The sequence below is a fragment of the Streptomyces viridiviolaceus genome, assembly GCF_014650995.1.
GTDB classification, from domain to species: Bacteria; Actinomycetota; Actinomycetes; order Streptomycetales; family Streptomycetaceae; genus Streptomyces; species Streptomyces viridiviolaceus.
Genome location: NZ_BMWA01000007.1, coordinates 74,994 through 92,329, shown reverse-complemented (window position 1 = coordinate 92,329; position 17,336 = coordinate 74,994). Strand labels below are relative to the sequence as shown.

The window sequence follows — 17,336 nt, the reverse complement described above, 5'->3', positions numbered from 1 at the left end:
GGTTGTCATGATCGCGCCGCGAGGGCTTGTCGGTCGGTCTTGCCCGACACGGTGAGGGGCAGGGCCTCCAGCTGGACGAAGCGGCTGGGCGTCATGTGCCGGGGCAGCAGGGCTCTGGCCTGTTCGGCCAGCTCGTGCGGGGCGGAACCGGTGTGCGTGGCGTAGTAGGCGATGAGGACGTCGCTGCCGATCCTGCTGCGGACACGGACCACCGCCAGGTCGCGGACGCCGGGTATCTGCCGTAGCACCGACTCGATCTCTCCCGGCTCGATACGGAAACCGTTGATCTTGACCTGGTCGTCGGCCCGGCCCGCGTAGCAGAGGGTGCCGTCGCCGTTTTTGACCGCCAGGTCGCCGCTGCGGTAGCAGCGGACGGGGGCGCCGTCCCGCAGGCTCAGGCCCCGGAAGCGCTCCGCGGTCAGTTCGGGCCGGCCGGTGTAGCCGATCGCGACGCCCTCGCCGGCGACCCAGATCTCCCCCGTTCCCCCAGTCGCCACCGGTCGGCCGTCCTCGTCGAGGACGTGGATCTCCCAGCCGTCCAGAGGCTCGCCGAGAGCGGTGGCGAACTCACGGTCGTCCGTCTCGGTGTCCAGTTCGTCGTCGGTCAGGTCCCGGGTACTCACGAACACCGTGGTCTCCGTGATGCCGTAGGTATTGGTGAACGCGCAGTCCGTGCTCACCGACCGTCGCCAGGAACGGATGTCCCCCACATCGACGGCCTCGCCCCCGAAGACGATCCGCCGCACGGTGACCGGCGGATCGGGCAGCTCCCGGGCGGCAGCGGCCAGGTAACGGAACACCGACGGCACGATGTTCATCACGGTCACCCGCTCACGTGCCAGCAGTTCGGCACTGGCGCGCGGTGAGAGCACCGTGTCCGAGGGCACCACCACGAGGGTGCCGCCGGTGGCGAGGGCGCCCCACATCTCCCACACCGAGAAGTCGAAGGAGGAGGAGTGGACCAGGGTCCACACATCCCGGTCCGTGAAGTCGTACCGACGGCTCATCGCTTGCACCATCGCCACTACGCTGCGCCGGCTGATCTCCACGCCCTTGGGCCGCCCCGTCGACCCCGACGTGTAGATGACGTACGCAACCGCCTCAGGATCGACATCGGCGGCCGGCTGCCGGGGCACCTGCCGCGACCAGTCGACCTCGTCCAGGCGCAGGGGGGCCGCAAAGGCCACCTCTTCGGGCACGTCCCTGTCGGACAGCACCGCCTCCACCCGGCTGTCAGCCGCCATGAAACGTACTCGTTCCGGCGGGTATGCCGGATCGAGCGGCACATAGGTGTGACCGGCCGCGGTCACCGCCAGCACGGCCGTGACGACGTCCACGGTACGGCCCAGGAAGAGGCCTATGCGTGCGCCCGGCTCGACACAGTGCTCACGAAGCGCGGCGGCGAGTACGTCCACCCGGCACGCCAGCTCGCGGTAGGTCAGGGACGTACGGTCGTCGCGCACCGCCACGTTGTCGGGATGTGCTGCCGCACGGCCGGAGAAGAGGCAGTACATGACGGAGCTGTTCGGTAATGGAGTGGACACGGGGTGGTAACCACCTCTCCTAGATAACCGTTATGTATGCGGTACAGGAACGTGAGCGTGCGGAACACTTGGACGCCATACACTCCTGGCGCACTGTCGAGCATTCAGGCGTAACCGGCAAGCCGTGGGCCGACGAGGCATTACGACTGCAAAAAGGCACCTCATACCGGCATGCAGGCGGCATCGACGCGCGTAGATACCCCACACGCGGATAAGCGACGGTTCGGGTATCCATGCGTTGCAAACAGGCGGCGGCACCTGTGGATCCCGCCCGCTCTCCTACCTACATGTTAAGTATATGGCCTCCGTCGCTGTCCGTCGAGGTTCAGCTTCTCTCAGCGATCGACGGCCCCTGGGCGCGGTCCAGGGCGGCAAGCAGGGTCTCGGTCCGCACGGTCGTGGGCGCCGGTCCGGCCGGATTCGGATACAGCGCATGCCCGGCGGGGAGCCGGACCAAGAGGTCCCGGCACGAGATGATCTCCGAGGCCAGCGCTCCGGCCGTGTCCAGATGAGGCTGCGCGGTGAAGACGGGGACCACTGCGGTCCCGTCGGGGGTCGCCCCGGTGACCACACCGCCGTCCGGCCGGGTCAGCACGGCCAGCTCGGCCCCGGCGAGCGTACGCGTCACCTCGTCGGCCGGGCCGTAACCGGTGGCGGCCCGCTGGACAGCTTCGTCGACGGGGTCCGTGGGCGGGTTCCAGCCGAGCGCCGCGGGCGAGGGACGGTACTGTTCATTGCTCTGCCACTCGACGATCTCCCCTGTCCCGTCGGAGCGCCACTGGCCGACGACCGCCCAGGCGGGCGGGGCCGCATCACTGTTCCAGGCGGGGTCGACCATGCCGACCCAGTGGTCGGGAGCCTGCCGGGCGGCCTGCTCGATGTCCTCCGGCGGCTCGGGCACGACGGGCTTGTCGGCGGTGGTGGCGCCGCCCGCCGCGGCCGGGGAAACGCCGCCGGCGGTCGTACTGTCGCTCATGGAGTCACTCCGTACTCGGTCGATCGGCCCGGTGGGGTCCGGCGTACGGCGGAGTGCTTTCTCTTACTCACGGCGGGCGGTCCGCCCGGGCACAGGCCGGCCGGCGGGCACAGCATGGGGTGTGACCGAGGACGGCCAGGTCCTCACTCCGACACGCGCTCGGCATCCTCGCTCCGCGGGGCTCGCCCGACTCCCGACTCACTCGCCGGCACCGCGACGACCAGCTCCTTGGCGGCCTTCTTCCCTTCGGTGAGGGAGGAGGTATCGTCCGAGGCAGACGTCTGGTCGAGGAGGTCGGTCTCGTCCTGAACCGTCGCCCCCGTGCCTGTGGGATTTCTGTCAGGATCGTCATCCTGCCTTTCCGGCACGGTGGGCCAACAGGTCAGCGCCTTTCTCCTGCCCCCTGTGACACTTCATCTGCCCCGGAGGCCCCGAGCGCGGTGTGGCCCCGGTACGCCTCGGCGGACGCCGCCGTGACCGTCGGTGCGCGAGGAGCAGCCGGTTGCCCTCGGCCTGGAAGACGAACGGCCTCGAGGTCTGCGGGCCGCGCGGTCCGCCACCCACCGTGCACGGTCGGGTGAGGCTGCCTGGGGTCATCTCCAGGACGCGGAGCTGCGGTGGCGCCTCCCACTGCTGCTCGGACTGGGACCAATCGGTGGGCGCCACGGCGGTCGATGACGACGGAAGACGGGTTGTACTCCGTGCAGACGCTCGCGGGCGGGGCGATCCGCGGTATGTCCCCGCCGTCCATGAACACCACACGGTCAGCCGCCTGCTGCGCGCAGTCACCTCATGCTGATGAGGATCATCGGTCCGGAGTTGGTCGACGCGACGTACCGGCACAACCTCGACTCTCCTTGACCGCACGGCCTGCGTGCGCCCCCGACTCGCCTGCGGCGATGTACCAGAGCCACAGGGTGCAGGGCAGCTTCGACGGACGTCGGTCGGTGTCCGCCGCACGCCGGCTAAGCGCGGGTGTGGATCCGGCTGCGTGTCCCGGTAGCCGGAACGGCGGAGTACCGCGGCGAGGACCGGAGCTCGCGCACAGGGGATGTCGCCCCGTCCTCCACCGAGGTGAGCCCGAATGCTCCAGGGGCGTCTCGGACGTGCGGGTCGCCGTCGCCGACGACGGCCTCGTCACCGGCGACGGTGGCCCCGTCCGTCCCCGGCTCCGCAGCCAGTGTCTCCTCGTGCTCGGGCAGGCCGGGGCCCACATCCGCCGCCCCCCGGGCGGTAGCCGTCGCGGCGGTGTCATCCCGGGTCCAAACGATCTGCCGCGCCTGGGCGTCCCAGGTACCGGTCCGGCCGTAGGAATGGTCGTAGACCTGGACGATCGCCTCCGGGGCGATCCGTCCGGTGAACGTGGTCTCCCGCTCGTCCTCTCGGAATCCAGGGGTGCCCTCCGCCCGAACGAGCGTGGCGTTGACATCCACTCCGGCCGGTTCGGGGTCGACAGCCGCCGCGATCTCGTAACGGAACCGAGCGCCCATGTAGCGGTTGCCGCGCTCGCGGGTGGTGTCCAGGGTCACCAGCGCCGACGGGTCGTCCGCCTGGAACCCGTGCCGGAACACCTCCTCCGGTTCCCTGCCCGAGAAACGCCACAGGAGTTCGCCGGGCCGGCTCTCCACCACGTAGTCGCGGTCTTCGGGGTCGACCGTGCGGTAGTCCACCGCCGGCGCCACGTCCGCGTCGTCTTCCCGGTCCTGGACCTGGTGCCGACCGCCGGGCGGTACGAGGTGTGGCGGTACGAGGCCGGGCAGGGCGTACAGCTCGTGGACGTCGCCGTCAACCGCCCACGCCTCTTCGGGTGTGGCCACGTCGGCCAGTCGGGAGGCACGCATGATTTCGAACAGCGAGTGGTCCTGGCCGGGCAGCATCCAGCCGAGGAGTGCCCGGCGGAAGTCGGTGGCGGTGGCGTCCGGCACGTTCAGCCACTGGAAGGCACGCAGCAGACGCAGGGTGGTGGCCGAGATGCCGGCGACGAGGGGCATGCCGTGTTCGTCGTGCCACCGCCGGTACCAGGGCGACTGGTCGTCCAGGTCGAAATAGGCGATGCCCTCCACCCAGCTCAGCGGAAGTTCCGGTCCCTGTTCACCGTCCGGAGTGAGGTCACCGGCCCGCAGGTCGGAGACGGTCCGAGGGGACCGCACGACGGCGAAGACACGCTCGACAGGACCGGTGGCCGTGCCCGAGGCGTCGTGTTTCTGCCCGGCCGGTGCGACGGGCCTGCTCCGCTGCACCTCCACCGTGAGCACTTCGTCGCGGGCCAGGACGTCGGCGAGTACCGGTTCTCCGGTGGCGGGGTCGAACTCCAGCGTGTCGAGCGGTATCTCCTGCACGGCGAAGCCCACCAGAGACAGCGGCCTTTCGTGGCGGGCCAGGAAGGTTCGCTCCCGGCCGCTCAGCGACGCGTCCAGGTAGGTGTAGTCGCGGGGCGTCTTCTTGTGCGCTCCGGTGGCCCGGTGTGCTGCGGGGCGGGGGATCCGGGATGCCTGGCTGTGCACGATCTCCATGGCGTCCTTCGGGTAGTCGCCCGTGGCCCGGTGGGCGGCCAGGCTGCCCAGCGCGAACGGGTCGTCCGGCGAGAACAGGTACACCTGCGCACGTGTCCGCGGGTCGGCGGCCGTACGTTCCTGGAGGGAGGCCCTCGCCCCGCCGCGCACGAACGCCGCGTACGCCTCCAGCGCCGGCCGGTCGAGGCCGAGCCGGTCGGCCAGGGCCATGCCGGCCTCGGACACCGGGCCGCCGTCCGCCGGGGTGAGCACCGCCTTCAGTACGCCGGTCAGGCTCGGGACCGTTTCGTCCGCCTCGAACAGGGCCTTGCCTGCCACCGCGTTGAAGAACGCGGTCATCAGCTCGCGCACGGTGCCGTCGGCGAGCAGCTCCTCCAGCCGGTTTCGGTTGGAGGCGCCGGCGTCCGCCAGGCCGGTCTGGCCCGCGCTCGTCGGGTCGGTGGTGAAGAAGGACGCGGCCAGTGCTTCCTCGCCGTATTCCGGGTAAGCCGTACGCAGCACCTCGTGCAGCCTGGTCACGGCCGCGCGGGCGGCGGCCAGTGCCTCCGGGGCGCGGTGGTGGTACGCCCCCACGGCCTGCTCGAACACCGCTGTGGTCGGGTCGGCCGCGGCAGTCGCCGATGGGGCCTGCGGGGCGGCGGGGGCCGACCGGGCCGGAGCGGTGGTGTCGGTAGTGGCGGGCTCGACTCGGCCGGGAGCGGCAGTGTCCGTCCCGCCGGAATCGACTCGGCCGTGGGGCACCGCCGTCTGGGCGGGTGCGGGGGCGGTGTCCGCCTCGGTCGCATCGTCCGTCCGGCTCCGGGGGCTGGGCGCGGCGAGGAGACCGTCCAGGTCCGGCGCCGTCGCGGGCGGGCGCGGCTCCAGCATCTCGCCGTCCAGCCGGGCATCACGCTCCGCCGCGGAGAGGGCGACCACAGGCCTCCCGGACGCCGCCTCATCGGGGCGTTCGCCGGTCAACGAGGTGGTGGGAGGCGCACCGAGCCCCTCATGGCCGTCGAACGCGGTGTCCGGGTCACCCGGCCGCGCGGTCCGCCAGCCGGCCAGACCGTCGGACGGGACCATGAACGTCTGGGAGAAACCAACCCTGAACTCCCCTGTCGGTCCCGCGACCGGCAGGCCCAGACGGTCCGCCATGCGCCGGATGTACATCGTCGGGTGGGCGGCCCGAGAGCGAGCCGCGAAGCAGGTGGCGGCGATCACGGCGGCGTCCGTGTGGTCCGCTGTTCGCCGCCGGAACGCCCGGAAGCTGGCCCTGCGGCGCAGCACCTTTGCCACTTGCTCGCCGTCGAGCCACACGGAGCGGCCGTCCCGGGTCCACATCTGCGCCTGAGGTGACTCCTGCGCGCCGTGGACGACCACGAAGTGCCGCGGGCCCCGGCCCTCGCCCCATGGGTTCCTGTCGTCGAGGCCGTAGCTGTCACCCTCCTCCGACTGCACCTCGAACCGCTGGCTCTGCGGCAGGGACTGGAAGGCGCCCTCGGCCTCCCTGACGACGGTGTCGGGCAGAGACATGTGGCCGATCAGTCGGCCTTCGGCGTCGGCGAACGGCGTCAGCAGCAGGGAACGGACGTGAAGCCTCTCACCGGTGGTCGTTGCCACGTAGTTCTCGGGACCGCTCTCGGCCGCGGCGGATTCCGGCTCGTCGGGCGCTTGCTCCCCGGCCGGGTCCACGTACATCCAGTGGCCGCGTGGCATGCCGTCCTGCTCGTCGGCCAGGTCGATCCTCAGGTCGCCGAACCCGGTCTCGGCCAGGTCGGCCCGGCCGCTGTGCGTGTATACCCGGACGCCCGTCCGGTCTGCCACGGCCCTGGCGAGGTCGAGGCCGTACCTGGCGCCGTGGGCTGTGACCAGGGCCACCGGGTTGGCGACGAAGCCGCTCTCCGCGACCAGTTCCGCGAACGCGCCGAGCGTCACCCGGAGCGGCCGACCCTCCCGGTACACGATGACCGAGGGGACGAACTCCGGTGCGGCACCGGGGTCGAAGACCAGCCGCCAAACGCCCAGGCCCTCCACCCTGACCTGCCGCGGCCTGAGGTCGGCCGGCGGCGCGAGATCGATGCCGACGATCCGTCCCGTGCCGTCGAGCAGCGCCCTGGCGTCGACGGCTCCCGGCGATCCGGTGACGGGCGCGTTCTGCTGCGGCGTGGAATTGCTCAGCCCCAGCAGCGTGCCCCCTCCAGGGGACCGCGGCGCCACAGGGGGCACGCCGAGCCCTTCGTACCCCTCGAACGTCATGTCCGGTTCACCCGGCCGCACGGTGCGCCAGCCGGACAGGCCGTCGGACGGCACGATGGCCAACAGGTCGGAGCCGATCAGGAGTTTGCCGGTAGGGCCCGTGACCGGCAGGCCCAGGCCCTCCGCCAGATGCCTGATGTACGGCGTCGGGGCGATGCCGGCGGAACGCCCGGCGTAACAGACCGCGGTGATCACGGAGCTGTCCGCGCGGCCCGCCGCCTTCTGCCGGAACGCCCGAAAGCTGGCCCTGCGGCGCAGCAGGGCCGCCGTCTGCTCGCCGTCGAATGTCACGTTCCGGCCGTCACGGGTACGCAGGATGGCGTGGGGTGTGTTCTCGTGGCCGTGGAAGGCCAGGAAGTGCCGCTCTCCCCGGCCTCCCGCCCAGGGGGTCGGCCCGCTGAGGCCGTAGTCCACCTCGTCGGCCGACCACACCTGGAATCCGGTCTGCCGCGGCAGTGCCATGAAGGCCGCCTCGAACTCCATGACCTGATAGTCGGGCATCGACATGTGGCCGATCAGTCGGCCCCCGGGGTCGGCGAGCGGCGTCAACAGCAGAGAACGGAAGTGGAACTCCTCGCCGCTGACGGATCTGACGTAGTTCTCCCGCCCGGTCTCGTCCGCGTCCGTGTCCTGCTCCGTGCCGTCCGGGGCGCGCTCCCCGGACGGGTCGACGTACACCCAGTGCCCGTGCGGCAGACCGTCCTGCGGGTAGCCGACCGGCATGATCCTCAGATCCCCGTACGCGGTCTCGACCAGGTCTACCTGGCCGCTGTTGGAGTACACCCGGACGCCCGTCCGGTCGGCCACGGCCCGGGCGAGGTCGAGGCCGTACCTGGCGCCGTGGTTGGCGACCAGCCACACCGACTGTTGGCCCGTCAGGTTATGGGCGACCAGGTCCGCGAATGCGCGGAGTGACACCCGGACCGGTTCACCCCGCTGGTACAGGACGATCGCTGGTGCGGACGTCGGTGGGACGCCGGGATCGAAGTCGAGGCGCCAGATGGAGCGCCTCTCACTCTCGCGTACCTGCCGCGGCCTGCGCTCCCTGGTCGGTACGAGGTCGATGCCTACCGGCCATCCCGCGCCGTCGAGCAGTACCCGGCCGTCGAGGTCGTGCAGCGACACGGTGCTCGCGGGCCCGGGAGACGGCCGGCTCCGGAACCGCGTCTCATCGGCGTCGCGGACGGCGGTGGGGGCCGCCTGGTCCGCGGCAGGGAGCCCATTGTCCCGCGGGTCTTCGGACGCGCTCATGTTCAGCGTCGCCAGGCCCTCCTGCAGCCCGTCCGTGGAGGGCCGCGCGCCGGGGTCGAGGCCCATGTCGCGCAGTGCCCGTTGTGCCTGTTGCAGTCGGCCGCGCGTGTTGCCCAGGACGCGTGTGGCGTTGCGTGCCTGCCGTGCGGCGTACAGCTCGCTCAGGGCCATGTGGTAATTCGTCAGCGCGTCAGCGAGGCGCGTCAGTTCCGGGTCCACCACCAGTGGCGGCACCGAGGCTACCGACAGGGCGGGAGCAAGCGGGGCGGTTCCCTTCCTGCCTTTCCCCTTGCCCTTGGCACCCGGGACGCGCGCCGGCTGCGCACCGGCCTGCCGCGCCGCGTCCCGGGCCAGCTCCGTGGAGGCCACCAGGGCCGGGTGGTTGTGCACCGCGTCGAGATCCAGCGGGCCGTCCACGTACCGTCCGCCGTGGCCGTCCCACTGGTACTTGTTGCCCTGCCGGGACGTGCTGAGCGCGTAGACGAGCGTGTCCACCAGGCCGTCCGGGGCCAGGACGTACGCCAGCGAGGCGCCACCGCTGCCACCGTCCAGGTGTACATGCAGTGCCCGGTTGGCCCGCACCTCACTCTCGCGCGGCCGGCGGTCCCCCGTCGCCACCTCCCGCAGTACCCGGAGCTGTTCATCCGGCAGCCACTCCGGCCGTACATGGCCGGCGTAGACCAGGCGACCGCTGAACTCCCAGGTCTCGGTCAGGTGCGGGGCGAAGGCCGTCAGCCGCTCCGCGACCCGTACGGCCTCCTCCGCCCGGTGGGCCTCGCGTTCCGCGCGCGCCCGTGTCCATACCGCGCGTGCCGCGTCGGTGACCCGGCCGTGGTAGTCCCCCTCCAGGGCCACGCCCATGGTGTCGAGCCAGCGGTGGAAGTCACCCTCGAAGTCTTCCAGTGTGGCCTCGGGAGTTCCCAGGAAGGGGCCGAAGGTGTAGTCGCGCCACAGGGCGGGGTCCTGCCTGACGTCCTCCACCACCGTCGGCGCGCCGAGCAGCAGCGGCAGCAGTTCGGGGTTGGCGCCCAGCGCACCGGCCAGCGCCGCGCCCGCGGGGCTCAGCAGCAGTTCGCCCGTCTCCGGCACCGAGGCGAGCGCCTGCGCCCAGACGGAGCCCTGCGTGGGTCGGGGCGCCGCCCTGCGTGCGGACGTGTCAAAGCGCGCCTCCCGGCCGGTGTCCTGCGGCGCCCGGTTCGATGCCGCAGTCGCTGTCGCCGCGCCGCGCGCGGGCCCGCCGCTCCGGGACAAAGCGTCCAGCAACGGCTCCTCCGGGGCGGCCTCGGCCAGGTCCCGCAGGCGGCCGGAGCGGGCCAGCTCTCGCAACGCGCCGGTGAAGTCGGTGTCGCGCAGTGCGTACGCCCACCAGGCCGGGGTGGCCAGGAAACGCTCGGCGAACCAGGGTTCGTCGTCCAGGAAGCTGGTCAGTGCGGTGTTCGACAGCAACCGCCGGAGGTCCGCGGCCCCGGGTCCGGAAGCCTGTCCCGCCCGGCGAGCCAGCAGCGTCAGCAGGGCCTCGCGGTCGGCCAGCCGTCGTACGAGCTGAGCTGTCAGTGCTGCGGCCAGCACCCGGTCGGCCCGCGCCGCACGCCACAGCACGCTGTCCGCACGCGCCTCCTTCAGCAGGTGGTGGCTGCGCAGCAGCGCGTCCACCAGCCACGGTGCCTGGCGCAGCTCCCGCCAGATCCGCGGCTGGTCCGTCATCGCCTCGGGCAGCCCGCGTACCGACTCAAGGGCGGTGCGCAGCGAACGCCCGCTGTTGCCCAATCTCTCTGCCACCTCGGGGTACTCGCGCAGCAGGCGGTGCACCGCGGGGCGCCGCGCCAGCAGCCGTGCGGTGCCCTCGTCCGCCTCGAGGGCCGCCACCAGCACAGGGGCGGCCATCGCGGTCTCCACCAGGGCGGTGTCTGCGAGCACCACCGGCACCTGCGCGGGTCTCGAGGCGAGCAGACCGAGCAGAGGACGGTGTTCGAGCAGCTTCAGGTAGGCGGCTTCCGTGGCCAGCAGATCCGGCCTGGCGGCCAGGGCCTCGGCCATCCCCGGCAGGGAGGCGATCAGTCCCAGCCGCTGGGGCCGCTTCGCCAGGGCCTGCAGCAGGGGCAGGCTGCTCACCGCGGCGAGCACCGTCTCCTTACCCCGGGGCTGCGTCATGACCTGGGACATGATGTGACGCAGTCCCGGCTCCGCCAGCAGCACGTCGGCGACCCGACCTCCGTCGGCGAGGACACGGGCGACGTCCTCGCTGTCCCTCATGAGAACGCGGTCACTGGGGCGGCTCATCCGTCCCGCGACCTCCTCGCGGTACATGATGAGCCGGCTGAGCTGCGGGTTGGCTATGTAACCGGCGATCGCGTCAGGAGCGTTGACGAGCCACAGCCGGGTGTCGGGGTTGGTGACGAAGAGCCGATGGAAGTAGTCGTTGGTGCGCAGCGCGCGGGTCAGCTCGGGATCGTCGTGGATCAGCGACAGGCTGACATCGCTCGGGTCGGCGACCAGTTCCAGCAGGGCACGCCGGGTCCGCAGCGTCTCCAGCAGTTCGGCATTGTGGTGGAGGGCGGCACCCAGCGCCTGCCGGGAGCGCGCCAGTTCCAGCAGCCTCGGCACGCTGCGCGTTTCCCGGTTGACGGTCAGCAGCCGTTCGAGGGCCGCCGGTGATTCGGAGCCCCCCTCGGTCTCGAACCGGGCCCGGATCTGCTGTTCGGCCTCCCGCTCGGGGAGGGCGAACAGACCTGCCAGCCAGTCGTCGTTCTCCCGGAGCTCGATGCCCTCCGGCGACAGCACCGGCGGGCCGCTGCTCTGCACGGCCTTCAGCAGGTCGTTGATCCACCCACGGCCCTTCTTCGCCCTGCTCGCGTTTCTCCTCGTCCCGGCGACCTGGGCGAGGACGTCGTGAAGACTCCCGTCGGTCAGTGCCCTGGCGAAGCCGGCACGGGCCACGGCCTCCGCGAGAGCCTCGGGCGCGGCCAGCAACAGCTCTCGCTCCGGACTGGCGGGTTCGAGCGCGTCGAGCAGAGCGGTGTCGTCGTAGAGGCGCTCCCAGTGACTGACGGCGAACGGCAGGCCGGGCCGGGCTGCCAGTTCCCGCACCAGGCCGGGGTGGGTGCGCAGGTTGGTCAGTTGATCGCGGTGCGTCAGAGCCGTCAGTGCCTTGGGGTTTTTGGTGAACAGCGCCAGCAGCGCGTTGCCGTTTTCCACGATCGCGTCCGCGACCTCGTGCTTCGCGTCCTTGAGACGCTGCAGCATCACCTCGGCGCCGCTCACACGCAAGAAGCCGATCAGACGGTCGTCGGTCACCAGCCGTGACGCCAGATCGTCCAGGGCGTCGACCAGGAGCAGGACCGCCGGAATCGTCGCGACGGCGTGCGCCACGGCCGGGTTGCGGTACAGCGCCTCTTCGAGCGCGGGGCTTCGGCGGATGATCTCCGCCACGCGTGAGGCGGCCGGGGCGGCGCCCGGACCGAGGATCTCCGTCTCCAGCGAGGGATGGCGCAGCACCGTCCGCAGCACACCGGGCGCCACCAGGGCCGGGACCTCTCCGCTGGCCAGCCGGGCCCGCAGGGGCGCGTTCTGCGGCTGCAGCAGACGGCGGTACTCATGAGGTCGGCGCAGCAGCCGTGCGGTGTTTCCGAGGACCGCCGTCAGCCCTTCCTGCCCTTCCAGTACGGCCACGAGTTCCGGGTCGGTGAGGGCCTGGTCCAGGGCGGCGTCGCCCGCGCGCAGCCTGTCCAGCAGCGAGTCGCCCCGCGCCTGTCCCACCGTCCGCCGTGGCGGGGGAACGGCCTGTGCCAGGGCCTGGGCAAGACGGTCGTCGGGCACGCTGTCGAAGGCGTGCGGGTCGTGGGAGAGCACAGCGGCCACCGCCGGATTGCCTGCGGCCGCGCCGAGCAGGTCCCTGGACACGGCGATCCGGGCGCCGAAGCCGGGAACGTCCGGCAGGAGGTCGATGAGGTCCGGACTGCCTGCCAGCACATCCAGTACCGAAACGTCTTTCATCGCCAGGTCCAGCAGACCGGGCACTTCAAGGAGCGCGTACGCCTGATCGGCGTGGGTACGCAGGGCGGCGCGCAGTTCCTGGTGGGCGAAGAGCCCGCGGACGTCGATCGGTGTGACGAAGGAGCCACCTCTGGTGGCTCTCAAGAGCCCCGCCATCAGGGCACCCTCGGACGAAATGGCCAGGGCGCGAGGTATCGGGCTGTCGGCCCTGCGCAGCGCGTCGGCGATCTCCGGTACGCGTTCGGCGAGCACGGGGAGGGACTTGATCGTCAGCAGCATGAGGGCACGGATCAGGTCGGTCTGCGACCTGGTCCGGAACGGCAGCGCGGGGAGCAGGAAGAGCTGTTTGGCCCACTTCACCCCGCTCTCGACCGCCTCGACCAGTTCCCGCCGGCCCGACGAGGACCGCGCCACCAGGGCGGCCAGGAACTCGGGGTGCCGTGAGAAGGCCAGGGCCTGGGGGTTCGCCCGGTCCGGCAGTTCCTCCAGGTGGTTCAGCACGACCGGCGAGGTGGCGAGCACCTCCGGCATGTCCTCGTGGGAGAAGAGGTACTGGGCCAGCCATGCGTTGCCTACCGCCCGCTCGACCAGGTGAAAGGCGTCGGGCTGAAGCATCCTGGACACCGCGGCGCGGTGCGTGTCCTCGCTCCAGCGGCTGTCGGTGAGCAGCAGCTCGCTCAGCGGCCGGACCGGCCACTGGTCGTGCCAGCCCGAGTGCCTGGCCGCGTCGAGCAGTTGGCCGCGCAGCCAGGTCTTCTCCTGGGCGGTCCGCCCGGCGGCACGCGCCACCGCTTCGATCTGGGACCGGACTGCAGGGGTGAGCTGTGCCGGCGCGGCAGGCTCGACGGCCTGGGTACTCGGTCCGTCCTGGACCTGGCCGGCGGCGGACCGGTCCGCCGCCCGCTTCTTGGGCGCGCCGCCGGGCAGCTTCGGACCCGCCGCCCGCAGGGCGGGATTGCCGGCGGCCAGCCGGTCGGCGAGTTCCCTGGCGGCACCGGGTCCCTGGTGGTGGAGAGCCTCGGCGATCCGGGCGAGTGCGTCGCGCCGGGCCGCGCGTCGCGCCTCCAGCTCCGGCTCCGACCCGATCTCCAGCGGGGCGGACAGATACCCGCCGGCGGTGGTGAGCACGGCTCGCAGGTCGTCCGAGGTGACCCCGAGCCGTTCGCCCAGCCGTCGCATCTCCTCCGCATCCGGTTCCAGGGCCTCTTCCAGGTCCTGCCGCGGAGCCTTCTCCCTGACCGGGCCGGCCGGGACGGGCGGATCACCGAGGGTGCGCAGGACCATGGAGCCGAGGACCCAGCGCGTGCCGTCCGGTCCCTCGACCCGCAGCACGGCCAGCGCACGGACCAGGTGACCGGGGGTCGGGCCGACCTGGCCGGCCGGGGCCGGCACGCCGTACTTCAGGTAGTCACGCCGGTAGTTCTCGGTGGTGCCGGACTGCCCCTGACCCGAACGGTTCTGAGCATGCGGCACCGTGAGGCGTACGCGGTCGGCCTCGTCGCGCCTCAGGGACGCGGTGTAGCGGCTGCTGACCGCGGGGGTGACCGTGGTCGTGGCGCTCGCGCCGGACGCGTCGTTGGCCACCCGGACGTCGTCCAGGGCAGTGGGGCCACCGGCGAGGATCTCCCGCGGCAGCAGCCTCAACCGTACGGAGGTGGTGGCGTGGGCACCGGTCCGCCCCAGGAGGCGGCCCACCCCGTGGGAGTCGAGAAGCCGACCGGCGTCACCGTGTCCCGGCCGCACCAGCCGGGCGAGCCGGATCAACAGGGCCTCATACGACAGCGAGGTGTGCATCCGGCCCGGTCCGGCGAGCGCCGGGTCGACATCGCGCAGAGCCTGCGCGAGCTGCTCGGCGGCGTCGAAGGCGTACAGCGCGAAGGGCCGGGCAGGTATCCAGTCCTCACCGGCCAGGGCGGCGCGCAGGGCGGGTGTCAGGCCGTCCATGCCGATCCCGACCGCGCCCTGGGGCGGCGTGGTCCGCTCGGCGGGGTCACTCTCGAAGACAGCGGGTGCCACCAGCGGCACCACGTCACCGGGCTCGGCGGACAGGTCGGCGCGGTCGAACCGTATGGTCACCGTCGCGTCGGCGGACGCCTCCGGATCCCGCACACGGGTCCCGCCCAGAGTGCTGCCGACGGCCTCCATCAGCCGTCCCGCAGCGGTGCCGGTCAGCAGGGTGGTGCGTACCGTGGCGGTGTACCGGTACGGAACCTCGAACTCGACCAGATCACCGGAATGCTGCCAGGACCGGTTCTCGCGCACCGACGTCACGGTGGCGCCCACCGCTCGCTCGGTGGTCAGTGCGAAGGTGTTCTGCAGGCGCTGGCCGCGGTATTGCAGCACGGGCATGGCGTCCAGTTCGTGGCCGCGGGTGTGCGAGATGCTGTGCGCCGCCGCGCCCGGTACCGGAAGATTCCCCTCCCGCCCGCCGCCGTGGGCGGCGGAGTGGGACAGCCGCCCGGTGTCCTCGACGACGACGCCGCGCAGGGCGTCCAGGTCTGTGCCCGGGGCCGGACGCGCCGTCAGCATCACCTCCACCAATTGCGGGCCCAGCCAGCTCCGGTGCACGAAGTGGGTCGCCATCCGCCCGCCGGGGCCCGAGCCGACCAGCGTGCGCAGCCCCGCCGAGGACGTGCGGTCGGCGATCCAGGCCGCGACTCCGGGCAGGTATGTGGCGTGTCCCGGCACGGTCGCCCCGGGGGCCGCGCCCTCGACGGCATCGAGGACGCGTCGGCGGAAATCACCGCGCGGACCGGCCGATGTCACCTCGGTGACGGCGGCGTGCCCGAGCTGGCCGGTCGCCCGGTACCACTGGGGCAGCGGCAGCGTCCTGGCCGGGGCGGGCCGGTCGACTCGGGCGACGGCCGCCAGCACCGGGTGCTTCGACAGCTCACTCTCCGGGATCAGGAATTCCACGCCGTCCGGTACACGGATGCCGGCGGTTCGCACCGAGTGGGGGCCTGCGGCCACGGTTGCGGACACCGCGTTTCGCCGCCCCTGGCGGACCGTCACCCGGAAGGCGACGGTAGCGGCGAATCGCTGGAGCCGGGTGTCGTCGTAGGTGGTGACCCGTACGTCTGCGGCGTTGTCCGCCACGGTCGTGCTGGCCGAGGTGCCCGTGCCGTACGCGTAGCGTCCGCTCGGGAAGAGGGAGATCCGCGGCTCGTAGGCGCCGGCGACAGTCAGGCCGCCCTGCTGTCCGTTGCTCACCGTCCGGGTGACGGACGAGGTGTCCGCAGTGTAGAGCCAGGTCTGCAGAGTCATGGGGCCAGGGGCGTCAAGCCGGCGCACCTCGATCAACTGGCCGCTGACCTCCACCGACACGTCCGTGCCCGAGAGCAGCCCGAAGCTGCCGGCGCCCTCCAGCACGAATCCGTCACCGAAGACGGCCAGGGCGTTGGCGGTGAGCTGGTTCGAGGAGAGCGCGGCGCGCAGGACCTGCTGCGCCATGCTGTCCGGGTCGGTGAGGGAACCGCCCACCGCCGAGCGCGTCGTCCATCGCCATGCGCCGGTGGCCGCGCGGTAGGCCCGCTGCAGCGGATCCGGCTTGTCGGCCGACGCCCAGGGCGCGACGGGGTCCTCGTCGGTCCCGGCCCGCTGTGCCACGTTCTGCCCGGCGTGCGGCGCGGACAGGTCGAGCACCTCCTCGGCGCTCGTCCCGGAGGGGGCCGCACCCAGCAGCCGGCCCACCGCCCGGACCAGGGCGTCGCCGCCCTCGACCCGCTCCACGAATGCGGTCTCGGGCAGCCGCGGCAGCGTGTCGGTGGTCACGGCGTCCAGCAGCCGCGTCAGTTCCTCCTCGGTCATCTCCACGACGGTCCGGCCGTCGGCCACGTCCGAGCCGGTCGTGCCCGGGTCCGATGGGTCCGCGCCCAAAGCCTTCGCAGCCGCGGCGTCCGCGTCCGAACGGGCCACGTCCGAGCCGTCCGGACCGAGCACGGCCTCGGTGCGGTAGGTCGGCACCGCCAGGGTGAGAGTGCCATCGGTGAGGACGGGACGGGGCGCCGGGCCGTGGCTCCACAACACGTCGAGACGCAGGCGGACCGGAACGTCGAAGACCTGCAGCCCGTCGTCCGCTGAGGTGGCCGTGTACTTCTCCTGGCCGACCAGCGAACCGCTGCCGGTGGTGGTGGTGGTCGCCCCGTTGTGGGTGTACTCCCCTGCGACGCCCTGCAACGGCAGGTCGCCGTGGCGCTCCAGGGGACTGCTCATCTGCGCCAGCCCGTTCACCGACCAGCCCAGGGGGGTCGCCGTGCGCTGTTCCTCGCCTGAACGGGTGAATCCGGACCAGTTGTTGACCCGCATGCCGGGCAGCGCCCGGACGGCAGTGACAGGCCCGGTGCCGCGGCGTTCGGCCGACAGGCGCACTTCGACCCGCTGGACGTCCGCCGTGCCGGGCAGCTCGAACCACACCGAGTGGCCGCCGTCGACCATCTCGTCCGCCGCGGCCCGCAGCACGTGGGCGGAACGTGCGTCGTCCAGGGCGCGGGCGTTGGACAGCCACCGGGCCCGGGTGGCCTGGCCGGTCCAGCCGCCACCGCCCGTCCTGGGCGGCAGGAACCCGTGCTCGCGGAGCCACCGCTCGGCCATCGCGAACAGTCGCTCGGCCCCATCCACGCGCAGCGTCGTCGTCGACACGCCCAAGGAACGCAGTCGCTCCATCTCGGACGGCAGTCGGCGCGGCGCGGCTGCCCGTGTGCCCTCCAGCGCGGCCCGGGACGGTACCTGGAACATCACCGGGTAGGTCACCCGGCTGCGTTCTCCGGCGCCGTCCGACGAACCCTCGGCGGGGAGGACGACACCGTCGTTCGACCGGACCAGTTC

3 protein-coding genes (1 of these 3 only partly in view) are annotated in these 17,336 nt (G+C 72.1%); all 3 read right to left on the bottom strand.

The annotated features are described in order from the left end of the window. Nucleotides 1-5: 5 nt before the first annotated feature. Nucleotides 6-1,544, bottom strand: a complete 1,539-nt coding sequence (locus IE260_RS11405) for an amino acid adenylation domain-containing protein (protein ID WP_189870590.1) — start codon at nucleotides 1,542-1,544, stop codon at nucleotides 6-8. Nucleotides 1,545-1,869: 325 nt separating this feature from the next. Next, nucleotides 1,870-2,520 (bottom strand): type VII secretion system-associated protein, encoded by a 651-nt coding sequence (locus tag IE260_RS11400; RefSeq protein ID WP_189870588.1) that lies wholly within the window; start codon nucleotides 2,518-2,520, stop codon nucleotides 1,870-1,872. Between the two features lie 965 nt (nucleotides 2,521-3,485). Then, nucleotides 3,486-17,336 carry the end of a hypothetical protein gene (locus IE260_RS11395; protein WP_189870586.1) on the bottom strand. The gene runs 21,159 nt beyond the window's last position, so the window shows 13,851 of its 35,010 coding nt (coding positions 21,160-35,010); its start codon lies beyond the right edge, outside the window — the gene reads right to left on this strand; its stop codon occupies nucleotides 3,486-3,488.